This is a genomic window from Streptomyces sp. NPDC058671 (assembly GCF_042716475.1).
Lineage (GTDB): Bacteria > Actinomycetota > Actinomycetes > Streptomycetales > Streptomycetaceae > Streptomyces.
In genome coordinates this window covers 162,091-177,238 of the sequence record NZ_JBHXSA010000006.1, presented here as the reverse complement: position 1 = coordinate 177,238, position 15,148 = coordinate 162,091, and the positions used below count along the sequence as shown (strand labels likewise).

Sequence of the window (15,148 nt, the reverse complement as noted above, 5' to 3'; positions counted from 1 at the left end):
GCGGGGGGGGGGCCGGCTCCCTCGGTTCCCACCCGGGGGGGGGGGGCGGGGTGGCCCCCCCCCCCCGGCCGTGCACCGCTACCGGGGGGGGGGCCGGGGCCCCCCCCCCCCCCCGCAGGTGTGTGCGCGGTGGTGACGACCAGTGGGGGGTGAAGGCGGCATGGCCTTCTGGGACAACCTGTTTCCGGGGAGGACGGCGCAGTTCGACTCGGGCAGCGCGGCGTCGAACTCGATCGATCTGACGAGACGGCGTCCGTCCGTCTCGCTGACCAAGCAGGGCGCCGCGACCGGCAACCTGCGGGTGAACCTCTCGTGGCGGATGCGGACCTCCGACATCGAGGGCCGCTCCCGCCAGAGCGGACGGCTCCTGCGCAACCCCACCCAGTTCTTCAAGCCCGAGGTCGTGCAGGCGCACACCCAGGGCATGGTCAACGTCGACCTGGACCTGGGCTGCCTGTACGAGCTCGCCGACGGCAGCAAGGGCGTGGTGCAGCCGCTCGGCAACTTCTTCGGCGACCTGAACACCGCGCCGTACGTCAAGCTCAGCGGCGACGACCGCTTCGGCGGGTCCTCCGGGGAGACGATCTTCGTCAACCTGGACCAGAAGGACGAGATCAAGCGCCTGCTGTTCTTCGTCTACATCTACGACCAGACGCCGGCCTTCGACCGTACGCACGCCAAGATCACGCTCTATCCGAGCAACGGCCCCCGGATCGAGATCGAGCTCGACGAGCGGGCCCCGCAGGCCCGCTCCTGCGCGGTCTTCTCCGTGGACAACACCAAGGGCGACCTCACGGTCCGCCGTGAGGTGCGCTTCGTCTACGGTTTCCAGGCCGAACTGGACCGGCTCTACGGCTGGGGCCTCCAGTGGGGCCGCGGCTACAAGACCAAGGCGTAGCCCTTGCCCCCGTCCTCAGGAACGGACGAACTGGGGGCCCATGGGCGGCATCCGGAACTCCGGCGACGGGTGCTGCTCGGGGCCCGTCACCGGGTGCGGATAGCCGTACGCGGCTACCGGGCCGTTCACCGGCGGCTGCGGGTAGCCGTAGGCGGGCGCCCGGTCGGGCACGGGCGGCGGCATCGTCGGCCGAGGGGGCACGGAGGGGTGGACGACCGTCAGGTCGAGGTCGGGGGAGCCGGTGGGGGCCGTCGCGCCCTCCAGGGCCTCGTGGGGCCCCTCCGGGCGGTCCCGCCGCCCCCCGCGCCCGTCCGGGCCCTCCTGCGCTCCAGGGCCGTCCTGTGCCCCTGGGCCGTCCGGTCCCGCCTGGTCGTCCGGGCCGTCCTGCGCGTCCTCGTCGACCGAGATGCCGAAGTCGGTGGCGAGACCGACGAGGCCGGTCGGATAGCCCTGGCCCACCGCGCGGAACTTCCAGCCGTCCCCGCGCCGGTACAGCTCGCCGCAGATGACCGCCGTCTCCTCACCCGTCTCCGCCGTCACGGAGAACAGCGCCAGCGGCTCGCGGTCCGGCCCCGGTGCGGCGTCGTACAGCAGGACCCGCAGGTCGGAGACGGACCGGAACGTTCCGCCGTCGGAGGAGGCCGCGATCACCACCCGGTCGACCGAGGCGTCCAGGGCACCGAGATCTGCCTCCACGGTGTCCGTCAGGCCCTTGGAATCCCGCTTCTTCGGCAGCCGCCGCACCAGGCCCGAGGGGTGGCGCGGCTGGTTGTAGAAGACGAAGTCCTCGTCGGACCGCACGCGGCCGTCGGGCCCGAGCAGCAGGGCGGAGGCATCCACGTCGGGGACCCCGGAGCCCGGGGTCCAGCGGAGCACGGCCCGTACGGCCGCGGTGTCGAGAGGGACGTTGGAGCCCTTCAGCATCGCGTGCGTCATGACCGTCATCCTGCCCTCCCGGCAGACCCGCGGACAACGCGGGGGCGGTACCGAAACGGCGACGGGGGGACGGATGCCGACGGGTTACCTGGATTTCATGCGTGAATGGAACTGCGGACACCCGCACCTACGTACTATTACCGGCCACATGTCGTCAGGTCGAGAAAGGCAGACGGGGTACTTATATGCGTCATTTCGGGCACATCCCGTCCACCGCGCGGGCTGGGCTGTTCCACCGGGAGCCGGCCGCGTTCACGGCCGACTCGCCCGCACGCACGCTCGCCGTGGCCCTGGGCGCCACGCTCTACAGCCCGGCCACCCGGCCGAGGCTCGCCGACGACGTGCGCAAACAGGCGGCCCGCGGAGTGGTCTCCATGGTGCTCTGCCTCGAGGACTCCATCAACGACGCCGACGTCGAGGCCGGGGAGGACAACCTCGTCCGCCAGTTCGCCGACCTCGCCACCCCTCTGACGGACGCCGACACCGCCACGGACGTGCCCCTGCTCTTCATCCGGGTCCGCGAACCGCGCCAGATCACCGACCTCGTCGCCCGACTGGGCGAAACGGTTCGCCTGCTGTCCGGATTCGTACTGCCCAAATTCACGGAGAGCCGCGGCCGCGTCTTCCTCGAAGCGCTCACCCAGGCCGAGCAGGCCTGCGGCCGGCGCCTCTTCGCCATGCCCGTCCTGGAGTCCCCCGAGCTCCTCCACCTGGAGACCCGGGCCGAGACCCTCGCCGGCATCGCCTCGATCACCGACAAGTACCGCGACCACGTCCTCGCCCTGCGCCTCGGCGTCACCGACTTCTGCTCCGCCTATGGGCTGCGCCGCTCACCCGACATGACCGCCTACGACGTCAAGATCGTCGCCCACGTCATCGCCGACGTCGTCAACGCCTTCGGCCGCTCCGACGGCACCGGCTTCACCATCACCGGACCCGTCTGGGAGTACTTCCGGCCGGGCGAGCGCATGTTCAAGCCCCAGCTGCGCCGCAGCCCCTTCCTGGAGGGAAGCGCCGAGGACCTGCGCACCGCCCTCATCGCGCACGACCTCGACGGTCTCCTGCGCGAGATCGAACTCGACCGCGCCAACGGACTGCTCGGCAAGACCTGCATCCACCCCACCCATGTGGTGCCGGTGCACGCACTCTCCGTGGTCAGCCACGAGGAGTGGACCGACGCCCAGGACATCCTGCGGCCCGAACTGGACGGTGGCGGAGTGCTGCGCTCCGCCTACACGAACAAGATGAACGAAGTGAAGCCGCATCGCGCGTGGGCCGAACGAACCCTGCTGCGCGCCGAGGTGTTCGGCGTCGCCAAGGAGGACGTCGGCTTCGTGGATCTGCTCACCGCCGGACTTGCCGGCTGACGAAAGGACGTCGACGACGTGGTGTGGACCGGAACGTGGGTCGCGGAGCGACTTGGCGTCGAACTGATCGGCGACGAGGAGCTACCGGCCCTGTTGGGCCTCGCACTGCGTCGCAACCCCAAGCGGGCGCATCTGCTGGTCTCCAGCGTGCTCGGCAAGCACGTGCCCCAGCGCCCGTCCGTGGTGTACGGCTCCGGCCTCGACCTCGGCCGGCGCGTCCGCGCCCTCCTCGGCGACGAGGAGGCCGCGCGGTCCGTCGTCCTCGGTTACGCGGAGACCGCCACCGCCCTCGGCCACGCCGTCGCCGACGGCCTCGGCCTCGCCCCGTACCTCCACTCCACCCGGCGGCCGGTGGCCGGCGTCGCCCGCGCGGGCGGCTTCGAGGAGTCCCACTCGCACGCCACCTCGCACCTGCTGCTGCCCGAGGACCCGAAGCTGCTGGCGGGCGACGGGACGCTGGTCCTCGTCGACGACGAGTTCTCCACCGGCAACACCGTCCTCAACACCGTCCGCGCCCTCCACGAGCGCTACCCGCGCGACCGGTACGTCGTCGTCGCCCTCGTCGACATGCGCTCCCCCTCCGACCTGGGCCGTCTGGACGCCTTCGCGGCGGAGATCGGCGCCCGCGTCGACCTGGTCTCCGGCGCGGCGGGGACGGTACGCCTCCCGGACGGCGTACTGGAGAAGGGCCAGGCCCTGGTGCGGCAGCACGAGAGGCCGTACGAACCGGCCCACCGCGCCGCCGCGGAAGCCGCCGTGCGGATCGACCTCGGCTGGCCCGAAGGCATACCCGACGGCGGCCGCCACGGCTTCACCCCGGCCCACCGCGCCGCCCTGGAGACGGCACTGCCGACGATGGCACGCAGGATCGCGGAGGCGGTGGGGGACGGGAAGGCGTCCGCCACGACGGGGGCGAGGGCGGCGACGGGGGCACTCGGCGCCACGGGGGCGAGGATTGCGACGGATGCGTCCGCCACCACGGGGGCGTCGGCGGTGACAGAGCCGCTCGACGCCACGGATGCCCCCGCGGCCACGGACGCGCCCGCGGCCACCGACGGGCCCCGCGCCACCGACGCGCCCGCGACCGGCGCGCCCGCGGACACCGACGCGCACCCCGCCACCGACGCCCGCGCAGCCGTCCCCATGCCCCCCGGTCCGCCGCCCGCAGGGCCCCGCGTGCTCGTGCTCGGCTTCGAGGAGCTGATGTACGCGCCCCTCCGTCTCGGCACCGCCCTGGAGGACGCCGGTCACGACGTCCGGTACTCCACCACCACCCGCTCGCCCGTACTCGCCGTGGACGACCCCGGCTACGCGATACGCACCCGCATCGTCTTCCCCGCCCACGACGACCCCGCCGACGGCCCCGGCGAGCGCTACGCCTACAACGTGGCGGGCGCGGGCTTCGACGCCGTCGTCGTGGTCGTCGACTCCACCGCCGACACCCCGGCCCTGCACGCCCCGGACGGCCTCCTCGCCCAGCTCGCCGCGCACATCCCGCGCGTCGTGCTCGCCGTCGTCCCCTCGTACGCGCCGTCCACGCCGCACGCACCGTCCACGCCGTACACCCCCCAGGTCTCCGACGCCGAAGACCACGAAGACTCCGAAGCTCCCGAAAGGAGCTCCATGCTGCCCGAGCCCCTCCGCGGCCCCGCCTTCTCCTCGTACGCCCCCGAGGAGGTCGGCTGGCTGCTCCAGGACCTCTCGGACGTCGAGCTGGAGGCGCCCACCGAGGAACGCGAGGAAGCCATCCAGAGCGGCGGCGCGCACTACGCCGAGTCGCTCCCGGTCGAGTACCAGCCCAACGCGCGCTACCAGGAGCTCTTCCACAGCGCCCTGGAGAGCTCCGCCGCCCGGATCGCCCGCGCCGTCGGCACCGTCACGGAGACCGTCCTCGCCGAGCGGCCCGGCCGCAGCCCGGTGCTCGTCTCCCTGGCAAGGGCCGGCACCCCCGTCGGCGTCCTGATGCGCCGCTGGGCGGCCGCCCGCCACGGCCTCGACCTGCCCCACTACGCCGTGTCCATCGTGCGCGGCCGTGGCATCGACGCCAACGCGCTGCGCTGGCTCGCCGCCCACCACGACCCGGCCGACGTCGTGTTCGTCGACGGCTGGACCGGCAAGGGCGCCATCACCCGCGAACTCGCCGAGGCGATCGGCGCGTTCGAGGAGACCGAGGGCATCACGGGCTTCGACCCGGAGATCGCGGTCCTCGCCGATCCGGGCTCCTGCGTCCGCACGTACGGCACCCGCGAGGACTTCCTCATCCCCTCCGCGTGCCTCAACTCCACGGTGTCCGGACTGATATCGCGCACGGTCCTCCGCGCCGACCTCGTCGGACCCGACGACTTCCACGGCGCCAAGTTCTACCGCGAACTGGCCGACGCCGACGTCTCGAACGACTTCCTCGACGCCGTCGCGGCCCGCTTCGACGAGGTCACCGGAACCGTCGACATCGACGTCAAGGAACTCCTGGCCGCCGACCGCACGCCCACCTGGGAGGGCTGGGCCGCGGTGGAGCGGATCAGCGAGGAGTACGGCATCCACGACGTCAACCTGGTCAAGCCGGGCGTCGGCGAGACGACCCGGGTCCTGCTCCGCCGCGTCCCCTGGAAGATCCTCGCCAAGCGGGGCGCGGACGCCGATCTCGCACACATCCGCCTGCTCGCAGAACAGCGCGGGGTGCCGGTCGAGGAGGTCGACGAACTGCCGTACAGCTGCGTGGGCCTGATACACCCTCAGTACACGAAGGGTGCGACGGGCGCGGACGGCAAGGCGGTGGTGTCCCAGTGAGTACGACCCAGAGCACGGCAGCGAGTACGACGCACAGCACGGCGCCGAGCCCGACAGAAGGCACGCTCCAGGGCGCATCCCTGACCGCGACGTCGAGCACGCCCCAGGGGATTCCCCAGGGCGCGCCCCGGAACGCGACGCGCGGCACGACGATGGTCGCGAGCGACCTCGACCGGACCCTCATCTACTCCTCCGCGGCGCTCGCCCTCGGCATGCCCGACGCCGAGGCGCCCCGGCTGCTCTGCGTCGAGGTGCACGAGGCCAGACCGCTGTCCTACATGACGGAGGACGCGGCCGAACTCCTCGCCCGGCTGTCCGAAGAGGCCGTCTTCGTCCCGACCACCACGCGGACGCGCAAGCAGTATCAGCGCATCCAGCTCCCCGGTACCGCACCGAAGTACGCGATCTGCGCGAACGGCGGGCACATCCTCGTCGACGGCGTCACCGACGAGGCCTGGCACGAGTCCGTCCTGCGCCGGCTCGCCGACGAGTGCGCGCCGCTCTCCGAGATCCGCGCCTACCTCACGGCCACCACGGACCTGTCCTGGGTACGCAAGCACCGCGTCGCCGAGGACCTGTTCGCCTACCTCGTCGTCGAGCGGGAACGGCTTCCCGCGGACTGGCTGGGACGCTTCGGCGCCTGGGCGGGGGAGCGCGGCTGGACGGTCTCGCTCCAGGGCCGCAAGGTGTACGCCGTACCCAAGCCGCTCACCAAGGGCGCGGCCGTCCGCGAGGTCGCCCGCCGCACCGGCGCCACGCTCACCCTGGCCGCCGGCGACTCCCTCCTCGACGCCGACCTGCTGCTCGCCGCGGACCGGGCATGGCGCCCCGGCCACGGCGAGCTGGCCGACAGCGACTGGACGGCCCCCCACCTCGACGTCCTCGCGGAGCGCGGGGTCGCGGCGGGGGAGGAGATCCTGCGCCGCTTCCGGGCGGCCGCCGCCGTGTAGACGTTCGCGGTGGGTCAGCCGCAGCAGCCCCCACCGCAGCAGCCGCCCCCGCCTCCGCCGCCGCTCGGCGCGGGGGCGGCGGAACCGCCGACGGCCACGGCCGAGAGCAGCTTCACGGTGTCGTCGTGCCCGGCGGGGCAGGAGGCGGGATCGGAGGACTCGGCCATGGGGCGGCTGAGCTCGAAGGTGTCGCCGCAGGTGCGGCAGCGGAATTCGTAACGAGGCATGGGCCCAGGCTAAAGCCTGCGACCCCGCACGGGCAGGCCCGCCTCCGCCTCGTCCCCGGCCGACGGTACGTCCCCGAACCTCCGCGCCCGGCCCTGTCCGGTGGTACGTCCCCGAGGCGCGATTCCCGGCCCGTCCCGGTGGTGCGTCCCCGACCCCCAACCCCCGATTCCCGGCCCGTCCCGGTGGTACTTCCCCGACCCTCAATCCCGACCCCGTCCCGATGGTCAGTGACCGGCGGCGCCCCGCTCCTCCCGGATCTGCCCGACGACATGGGCCGCAATGCCCCGTACGCCCTCCAGCTCGGTGAGGAAATGCCAGTAGTCCGGGTGCCGGCCCTCCAGGGCGGCGACCGCGCGGTCGAGCCGGGCGACGGCCGCGTCGAGGGGCCGGGCGTGACGTGGGTCGGGGGTGCTCCGCCCGTCCATCGCGAGCCGCTGGGCGTCCCGTACGGCGAACCGGGTCCGGTCGATCTCCGCCCTCGGGTCCTTCGCGACGGCGTCGAGCATGCGCAGGCGGTCCCCGGCGGCGGAGACGGCCTCGTCGGTGGAGTCGAGCAGCGCGCGGACGGTCGAGAGCATCGAGGCCGCGTCGGGCCAGCGCTGCTCGGCGCGCGCCTTGCCCGCCTCGGCGAGCCGGTCCTCGGCCTGCCGGAGCGTGTCGGCGGCCTGTTCCGGTACGTGCTGGAGGTCCTGCCAGCAGGGCGCGGTGAACCGCCGCCGCAGCTCCGAGAGGACCGGCTCGACGCCCCCGGCGCGGGTGGTCAGGGCTTCGGTGCGGGTACGGAGGGAGACGAGGCGCCGGTCGATCTCGGCGGCCCGCTCCGGCAGGCGCTCCGCCTCGGCCCGTACGGCTTCGGCGTCGCGCAGGACCCGGTCGGCGCGCTGGAGGGTCTCGGGGACGCCGTGCCGGCCTGCGCCCTCGTTGAGCCGGGTCAGATCGGGCCCGAGGGCGGCGAGCCGGGCGGCCAGGTCGTCGGCGCGCAGCCCGCTCTCGCGTACGGAGTCGAGGGCGCCGCTCGCGCCGCGCAGGGCCTGCCGGGCGCGCTCGACGGCGGGGGCGAGGCGGGCGAGCTGCGTCTCGGCGCGGTCGAGCAGCGGCCCGAGCCCCTGCTCGAACCGGTCGAGCTCGCCCTTGACCCGGTCGAGCTCCTCCTTGGCGCGGGTCAGTTCGGCACGGGCCCGCCCGGCGGTCGCCGCGTCGAGTTCGTCGCGGTCGAGGTCGTGGGCGTCGACGGCGCTGATGTAGAGGTGGCTGACCTCGTCGATACGTCGCCCGAGAGCGTCGAAGCCCTCGACGGCACGGCGCGCATCGGGGGAGCTGTCGACGGCGGTGATGGTCTCGACGGAGATCCGCAGCCCGCGCTGGGCGGTGTCGAGCTCGTAGAAGGCGGAGGCGGCGGCGTCCTTGGCGGCCTGGGCCTCGGCCCGCTGACTCTCCCCCCGCCCGCCGAACCAGCGCCGGGTCCCTCCACCGGCGAAGGCGTACGGCACCAGCGCGACGGCGAGCAGGGGCAGGGCGAGAGCAAGCGGAAGCACCGTCCCGGACCCGACAGCGGAAGCGGCGCCCGAGCCCTTCGAGGTCGAGATCCCGGGCCCCGGACGCGCCCGGGCGTCCCGCCCCGTACCCGTCTCTCCCCGGCTCGGCGCATCACGACGCCGAACGCCGCTCGCCCCCCTCGCGTCGCTCGCCGCCACGTACCTCTCCCGTGCTGTGTCCGCCGTGCCCGGTCCGGTCCATTCTCCCACCTGGTAAGGACGCGCACACGAGCCGATCAGTTCGCGACGACGGCGCCCACTGACGCCGGAGTCCCATAACCGGACCACGCCGACGGCCACCACGCCGGAGGTCCAGAACCGGACCACACCCCACTACCCCGCGTAACACCCCGGCGACCATCCGCACCCACGGCCGCAGGCGCACCCGACCCGGGGTATCCGTTTGCGGCACGACCCCGTGCGCCATGTAGGCTGATGCCTCTTCCACGGGTGCGTAGCTCAGGGGTAGAGCGCTGCTCTTACAAAGCAGATGTCGGCGGTTCGAAACCGTCCGCGCCCACCAGGAGAAGTAGCAGGTGAAAGCCCTGTCACGGCCCTTCGGCTTCCGGCTGAGGGGCCGTTCTCCGTTCGATGCCACAGGGGTGACACATCCCCCACGGGAACGGACCCGATGGACGCTCTGACTTGCACGGATGCCGCAGCCCCGCAGAGCTGGACCTGACAGATCCGGCAGTCGGTCCGTCCGTGCTTTCGGCCGCTGGGTAGTTGGCCCGATATGTCATGGACGCTGTCGCGGGAACGCCCGGAGACTGAGGGTTGTTCGCCGACCGTTGCGACAGGCTCGACTTCAGGGAGACCGTATGCGCCCCCACCTTGCCACCGCTCTCGGCGCCGTCGCACTGACGGCGAGCATGCTCGTGAGCGCGTCGCCGGCCGCCGGTTTCGGCGGCTCCGCCTATCCGACCAGTGAGTTCGAGGTCGTCGTCGGGAACACGTACACGAAGGGAATCATCACCTGGTACAACCGGTCGGTCCACGTGGCCGGGGAGCACAAGTCGGTCGACCCGGCGAGCTGTCGGGGGACCACGGCCTACACCCTCGACTCGGCGGACAAGCAACTGGGCAAGAACGTCAGCCCCTACTTGGTGTGCGGTCTCAGTCGCACATTCAGCTTCGATGTGCCGGCGGACGTTCCCGGTGGAGCCGCGGTCGTGCGGGTCTGTCTCGACGACGGTGTGAAGGCCCTGGAGTGCAATCGCTACGGACGCTGATTCACCGTGGGAACCGTTTCTCCGGATCCTGCGTGACGTCTTGAGGGCGCAGTCGGCTGGTGGAAGGGATCTCATGAGGACGCGGACGATGGTGAGCGCGGCGGTGTCGGCCTGCGTGGTGCTGGTGGCGTGCGGGTGCGGGCCGGAGAAGGCGAAGGAGGACGCGGCTCCGAAACCCTCGCAGCCGTCCGCGTCCCCGTCGGTGAAAGGGCCGTCGGCCGCGCCGTCTCCGTCGGCCACCACCGAGAAGCCGTCGGCCGCCCCCACCGGCGACCAGCCCGCGCCCAGGACGAAGGAGCGCGCGATCCAGCGGTACGAGCAGTACCTCCACGGCCTCGGACGTGAGGACATCGGCACGGTCTGCGAAGTGGCCGGGCCGGGTGCGAAGAAGGCGGAGGAGCAGGGCTTCGGTCCGTGCACGTCGACGTACGTCATCGTGTTCCAGATGGTCTCCCCCGAGCAGAAGAAGGCCCTGCGCACCGCGACAGTCGATCCGCGGCGCGTCGTCGTGCGCTCCCTCGACAAGATCGAGATGCCGCTCGAAGCGGTCAGGTCCTCCGCCACCTTCACCGAGAGCGACCTCGGCAGCTACACCCTGGAGTACCTCGAGGACGACTACTACATCACCGACGGGCAGTGACCTGCCGTACACGAAGCCGCCGGGCGACGGCGGCGAGTTGACGGGTAATCAGGATTGCGGATGCACTCCCCCCATGGTTGAGCTGGGGGACACGCCCGACGTCGGGGCGCGCGGTGGCCAGATGACGTCGCAGCGGTACATCGAGACGAGGCTCTCGCAGTACCAGGAGTGGTACGACGTCAAGGCGACCCGGATGAAGGCGATGCATCTGCGGATGCGGACCGTGTCCGTCGTCGGTGCGGCGCTCGTGCCGGTGTTCGTGAATCTCGATCTGGCCTTCGCTCGGGTCACCGCCACGGTCCTGAGCGTGATCGTCGTCGCGGCCGTGTCGCTGGAGAGCGTCTACCGGTACCGGGAGCAGTGGAAGAACTACCGGTCGACCGAGCAGCTGCTCGGGCACGAGCGGGTCTACTTCGAGGCCGGGGTGGGGCCGTACCACGGCCTGTCGAAGCGGGACGCGTTCCCGACGCTGGTCGCCCGGGTCGAGAGGGCCATCGCCAACGAGAACTCCGCGACCCTGAACGTGATGACCCTCGGAGGGCAGGTCGGCGCCGACGTGCAGCAGCACGGGATCCCGTCTCCCCGGGTCTCGCCGGAGACCGTCCCCGACTAGGGGCCCCGGGGGCCCCGGGGTCCCTGCCGCGTCAGGTGCGGTGCGGGGTCAGCACCACGTGTAGTCGACCCGCGTCGAGTTGTACGAGCAGGCGTCGATCCGCGTGCCGTTCGCCTTCTTCAGCGTCGCCGTGTCACGGTCGTTGTTCCAGACGTACGCGCCGCGGTTCTGGTAGACGTTCGCGGCGGTGTTCGTGCCGCGGCCCGTGCGGACCGTCACGATCTTGCCCTTGCCGAGCGTGAAGTTGCCGAAGGTGTACTTGTGGTTGGCCGCGTCCGTGAGCGTCCAGCCGCGCAGGTTGACCGCCGCGCCGGTGGTGTTGCGTATCTGCACGTACTCGGCGTTGAGGCTTGTGTTCGAGCGGCGGTCCGTGCCGGGGCTGTCGTAGTAGATCTTGTACAGGTGCACCGAGCCGGCGGCCTGCGCCTGCGTGGGCAGCAGCAGGATGCCGGAGGCGGCGGCCGCGGTCGCGGCGGCGAACGTGCGTGCGCGAAGCATGAATGTCCCTCAGTTTCTGCCGGACGCCCGCCGATGGGCCCCGACGAGCACACACAATACGCACGCTCTTCACCTTTTCTGCACAGAATCCATGGGGTTGGCGCAGAGGTTATTTAAGATTGTCTTATGTTCGACGAGTCCTTGCGTCTCACCGTCCTCGGTTCCGCCACGCCCTACGCCCGGCCCGGCAACGCCTGTTCCGGACTGCTCGTCGAAGGCGGCGGTGTCCGCGTCTGGGTCGACGCCGGCAGCGGGACCCTCGCCGAGCTCCAGCGGTACGTCGCCCTCGGCGACGTCGACGCCGTGTGGATCTCCCATCTGCACGCCGACCACTCCGCCGACCTCCTCACCGCCTTCTACGCCCTGCTGTACGCGGACCTCGACGCGCGGCTGCCGGTTCCCCTGTTCGGTCCGGCCGGAACCGCCGACCGGCTCGCCGCGTTCCTCACCAACGGACCTGACCGCAGCCCCGTGGAGCGGGCCTTCGCCGTGGAGGAGCTGTACGACGGGCATGTCGTACGGATCGGAGGACTCACCCTGCGGTCCGGGGCCGTCACCCACGGGCCGCCGGCCTTCGCGCTGCGCGTCGAGGACGGGGCCGGGCGCTCGCTCGCCTACTCCGGGGACTGCGAACCCTGCCCCTCCCTCGACGAACTGGCCCGTGACTGCGACCTGTTCGTGTGCGAGGCGGACGGCGGGACACCCGGCCACCACTCCGCCGAGCAGGCCGGCCGGACGGCGGCCCGCGCCGGCGCCGGCAGCCTCGTCGTGACCCACGTCGGGTCGGGGCTGCGACCGGAGGAAGCCGTCGCGCGGGCCGCGACCGAGTTCCCCCGGGAGGTCGCCCACGCCGATCCGGGGCGCCGGTTCGAGGTCACGCGTCGAAGTCGTACTCCAGGACGTACGACGACGAGTCCAACGTCATCTCGTTGAGCTCCACGGCCGTCCCCTCCGCCGTGAACGCCGTACGCCCGATGAGCACCACCGGCGTCCCGGACTCCAGGGCCAGCCGGTCCGACTCCTCCGCCGTCGGCATTCGGCAGCGGATCTCCTCACGGAACCGCACCGGCCGGTGGCCCAGCTCGGCGAGCCGCGCGTAGGTCCCGCCCGGCCCCGTGTCCGGCTCGGTGATCGGCGTCCCGCGCACCAGCTCGGCGGAGAGGTACGAGACGGAGAGCAGCACCGGCTTGGAGTCCAGGACGAAACGGCGGCTGCGGACACAGAGGGGAGCGCCGGGGGGCAGGTTCAGCGCCGCCGCGACCCGCGCGCCGGCCTCCGTCTCGCCCACCTCGATCCGGTCGACGACCAGGTCCCGGTCCTCCACGTCCGCCGACCAGACCGAACGCCCGCCGCCCCACCGCTCGCCGGACAGCCGGGGGATGCCCCGGCGGCGCAGCGGCCGGAAGACGCGGACGAAGACCCCGGCGCCCTTGCGGGCCTCGGCGAGGCCCTCGCCGCGCAGCACGGAGAGCGCCTGGCGCGCGGTCATCCGGGCCACCGCGTACGTCGTCATGAGGTCGTTCTCGCCGGGGAGCCGCTCGCCCGGAGCGAAGGTGCCCGACTCGATCGCGGTTCTCAACTCATCGGCGATGCGCTGGTACTTGGGACGGCGAACGCTGTCCTGGTCAGTCACGGGTGGACCACTCCCTTCATCTGCGGGACACCCTACGGCGCACCCCGAGGGCGAAGAGCACACGTGTACGCCGCCCCGCCCGGTCGATCCATCCATCGGGGGACATCTCTAGAGATACGTTGACAGGGCCGGTGCGCCGGGCTTCTCTAGGTGTCCCCATGCTTCAGGAACATGCTTCAGGAACCGGGACGGAGGGGCACGTGCAGCCACTGCCCGAGGTCGGTGACCTCGTCCGCGACACCGCCACCGGACGGGTCGGGTTCTACGTGGAGAGCGTCTCCGGGCGCTTTCTCATCCGGGCCGTCCACGGCGGCGGCGAGTGGGATGCCGAGCCCGCCGACGTCCAGCCCGCCACGCCCCTGCGCGAACTGCGCGCCCGCGCCGCCGAGATCAACGCGCGTAGCCGACGCGGCCTCGGAGCCTGAGCCGCTCGCCGACGGGGGCGTCCGGTCGCCGGTGCCGGCCGGGGCGTGAGGGGCTTGGGCGGCGGAGTGCGCCTCGGGGCCTGAGGGGCCGGCGTGGTCGGCCGGGTGCGGGGCCGGGGTCTGAGGGGCTGGTCGGCCGGGTGCGCCCCGGCCCTGAGGGGCTCGGTCGGCGGGGGGTGCGGGGCCGGGGTCTGAGGGGCTGGCCGACGGGGTGCGCCCGGGGGCCTGAGGGGCTGGTGTGATCGGCGGGGTGCGGGGCCGGGGTCTGAGGGGCTGGCCGACGGGGTGCGCCCGGGGGCCTGAGGGGCTGGTGTGATCGGCGGGGTGCGCCCCGGGCCCTGAGGAGCTTGGTCGGCCGGGTGCCGGCCGCGGCCTCGGCGCGGTTGTCAGTGGGGCGCGCCACACTGGAGGCATGTGCCGCAGCATCAAGACTCTCCGACCGCCCGTGCTGCCCGAGGAGGCGACCGAGGACGACATCCGCGCCGCCGCCCTGCAGTACGTCCGCAAGGTCTCCGGGTTCCGCGCCCCCGCCGCCCACAACCGCGAGGTCTTCGAGCGGGCCGTGGACGAGATCGCCGACGCGACCGCGAGACTCCTCGGCAACCTGGAGGTGCGCGGTGCGCACCCCGGCGTCAGGAGGCAGGAGCGGGAGCCGCAGCCGGACGCCGTATGAGATAGGCGGCGAGGCCGCCCGCCAGGAAGAGCGCGAGGGTCGACGCTCCCGCGCTGAACCAGGTCGCGCCCAGCCACTGTCCGCCGAGCCAGCCGAGTCCCACGCTGTACGAGGCCCAGGTCACGCCCGCGAGCGCCGACCACGGCAGGAACTCCTCCACCCGTCGCTTCGCCGCGCCCGCGCCGAGCGAGACCACGGACCGGCCCGCCGGGGCGAAGCGCGCGAGGACGACGAGCGGACCGCCGCCTCGCGTCAGCGCGGTGCCGAGACGTTCCTGCGCGACGGACAGGCGCCTGGACCGGGCGATCGCCCGGTCCAGCCTGGCCCCGCCCCGCCTCGCCAGCCGGTATGCGAGGAAGTCGCCGAGGACCGAGGCCGTGGCGGCGCAGAGGAGGAGGGGGAGCAGTGACGGTACGTCGGGGGTGGCCGCGGTCGCCGTCGCGGCCGCCGTGGCGGCGGTGATCACGAGGAAGCCGCTCGGCAGCACGGGCAGGAAGACGTCGAGCAGGATCGACGTCGCCACCACCGGGTAGATCCACGGGCCGGCGGTGAGCGACCGCAGCGATCCCAGGCTGTCGAGCAGATTCACAGGGCCAGAGCCTACGCGGGGGCCACGGGCCGCCCGCCGGGCGGGTGCCGAGGTCGGTACGGGGTGGACGCCGGGTCCCTGCGGTGGTGGGTGCCGCCTCGCCAAGGGGATCGGTGGGGAGCCGGTCGGTGCGGAGTACCCGTA

16 protein-coding genes and 1 tRNA gene are annotated in these 15,148 nt (G+C 72.6%); 11 read left to right on the top strand and 6 right to left on the bottom strand.

Translation table 11 applies throughout. The features are described 5' to 3' along the window. The first annotated feature begins 160 nt into the window (after positions 1 to 160). Positions 161 to 898 (top strand): Tellurium resistance, encoded by a 738-nt coding sequence (locus ACFWV2_RS09975; RefSeq protein WP_384404406.1) that lies wholly within the window; start codon positions 161 to 163, stop codon positions 896 to 898. 15 nt (positions 899 to 913) lie between these two features. Here the strand turns inward: ACFWV2_RS09975 and ACFWV2_RS09970 are convergent, their stop codons facing one another. After that, the gene (locus tag ACFWV2_RS09970; protein WP_384404404.1) at positions 914 to 1,843 is read right to left on the bottom strand and encodes a TerD family protein; all 930 of its coding nucleotides are present in this window, start codon (positions 1,841 to 1,843) and stop codon (positions 914 to 916) included. A 176-nt stretch (positions 1,844 to 2,019) separates the two neighbouring features. Between ACFWV2_RS09970 and ACFWV2_RS09965 the strand changes: the two genes are divergently transcribed. The 3 genes from ACFWV2_RS09965 to ACFWV2_RS09955 all read left to right on the top strand — a co-directional run bounded on the left by ACFWV2_RS09965 (position 2,020) and on the right by ACFWV2_RS09955 (position 6,938). Continuing rightward, a complete protein-coding gene (locus tag ACFWV2_RS09965; protein WP_384404402.1) occupies positions 2,020 to 3,201 on the top strand; it encodes an HpcH/HpaI aldolase/citrate lyase family protein in 1,182 nt (393 codons plus the stop codon). A 21-nt stretch (positions 3,202 to 3,222) separates the two neighbouring features. After that, positions 3,223 to 5,988, top strand: a complete 2,766-nt coding sequence (locus ACFWV2_RS09960; protein WP_384404657.1) for a phosphoribosyltransferase — start codon at positions 3,223 to 3,225, stop codon at positions 5,986 to 5,988. Positions 5,989 to 6,140: 152 nt separating this feature from the next. Next, the gene (locus tag ACFWV2_RS09955; RefSeq protein ID WP_384404655.1) at positions 6,141 to 6,938 is read left to right on the top strand and encodes an HAD family hydrolase; all 798 of its coding nucleotides are present in this window, start codon (positions 6,141 to 6,143) and stop codon (positions 6,936 to 6,938) included. Positions 6,939 to 6,952: 14 nt separating this feature from the next. Here the strand turns inward: ACFWV2_RS09955 and ACFWV2_RS09950 are convergent, their stop codons facing one another. Continuing rightward, a complete protein-coding gene (locus tag ACFWV2_RS09950) occupies positions 6,953 to 7,165 on the bottom strand; it encodes a zinc ribbon domain-containing protein (protein WP_250762727.1) in 213 nt (70 codons plus the stop codon). A gap of 225 nt (positions 7,166 to 7,390) precedes the next feature. Beyond that, positions 7,391 to 8,701, bottom strand: coding sequence for a hypothetical protein (locus ACFWV2_RS09945; RefSeq protein ID WP_384404400.1), 1,311 nt, complete (start codon positions 8,699 to 8,701; stop codon positions 7,391 to 7,393). A gap of 448 nt (positions 8,702 to 9,149) precedes the next feature. On the opposite strand from ACFWV2_RS09945, the gene ACFWV2_RS09940 reads away from it, so the two are divergent. From ACFWV2_RS09940 to ACFWV2_RS09925, 4 genes are all read left to right on the top strand, one after another. Then, a tRNA-Val gene (locus tag ACFWV2_RS09940) sits at positions 9,150 to 9,224 on the top strand. 298 nt (positions 9,225 to 9,522) lie between these two features. Continuing rightward, entirely contained in the window at positions 9,523 to 9,933 is a 411-nt protein-coding gene (locus tag ACFWV2_RS09935; protein ID WP_384404398.1) for a hypothetical protein, read from the top strand. Between the two features lie 73 nt (positions 9,934 to 10,006). Next, positions 10,007 to 10,573 carry a hypothetical protein gene (locus ACFWV2_RS09930; RefSeq protein ID WP_384404397.1) on the top strand — a complete coding sequence of 189 codons (567 nt, stop codon included), beginning with the start codon at positions 10,007 to 10,009 and terminating at the stop codon, positions 10,571 to 10,573. Positions 10,574 to 10,646: 73 nt separating this feature from the next. After that, complete coding sequence (locus ACFWV2_RS09925) at positions 10,647 to 11,186, top strand: DUF4231 domain-containing protein (RefSeq protein ID WP_384404395.1); 540 nt, start codon at positions 10,647 to 10,649, stop codon at positions 11,184 to 11,186. A 48-nt stretch (positions 11,187 to 11,234) separates the two neighbouring features. Here ACFWV2_RS09925 and ACFWV2_RS09920 read toward each other — a convergent pair whose 3' ends face one another. Beyond that, positions 11,235 to 11,684 (bottom strand): lamin tail domain-containing protein, encoded by a 450-nt coding sequence (locus tag ACFWV2_RS09920; RefSeq protein WP_384404393.1) that lies wholly within the window; start codon positions 11,682 to 11,684, stop codon positions 11,235 to 11,237. Positions 11,685 to 11,810: 126 nt separating this feature from the next. Between ACFWV2_RS09920 and ACFWV2_RS09915 the strand changes: the two genes are divergently transcribed. Continuing rightward, a complete protein-coding gene (locus ACFWV2_RS09915; RefSeq protein ID WP_384404391.1) occupies positions 11,811 to 12,617 on the top strand; it encodes an MBL fold metallo-hydrolase in 807 nt (268 codons plus the stop codon). Here ACFWV2_RS09915 and ACFWV2_RS09910 read toward each other — a convergent pair. Beyond that, entirely contained in the window at positions 12,559 to 13,317 is a 759-nt protein-coding gene (locus ACFWV2_RS09910; protein ID WP_384404389.1) for a GntR family transcriptional regulator, read from the bottom strand. The genes ACFWV2_RS09915 and ACFWV2_RS09910 overlap by 59 nt on opposite strands. 200 nt (positions 13,318 to 13,517) lie before the next feature. Here ACFWV2_RS09910 and ACFWV2_RS09905 point away from each other — a divergent pair, with 200 nt between their 5' ends. Continuing rightward, entirely contained in the window at positions 13,518 to 13,742 is a 225-nt protein-coding gene (locus ACFWV2_RS09905) for a hypothetical protein (RefSeq protein WP_384404387.1), read from the top strand. Between the two features lie 412 nt (positions 13,743 to 14,154). Then, entirely contained in the window at positions 14,155 to 14,415 is a 261-nt protein-coding gene (locus tag ACFWV2_RS09900; RefSeq protein WP_384404385.1) for a DUF2277 domain-containing protein, read from the top strand. Here the strand turns inward: ACFWV2_RS09900 and ACFWV2_RS09895 are convergent. After that, positions 14,375 to 15,004 carry a DedA family protein gene (locus ACFWV2_RS09895; protein ID WP_384404383.1) on the bottom strand — a complete coding sequence of 210 codons (630 nt, stop codon included), beginning with the start codon at positions 15,002 to 15,004 and terminating at the stop codon, positions 14,375 to 14,377. The two genes, ACFWV2_RS09900 and ACFWV2_RS09895, sit on opposite strands and share 41 nt — an antisense overlap. Between the last annotated feature and the right edge of the window lie 144 nt (positions 15,005 to 15,148).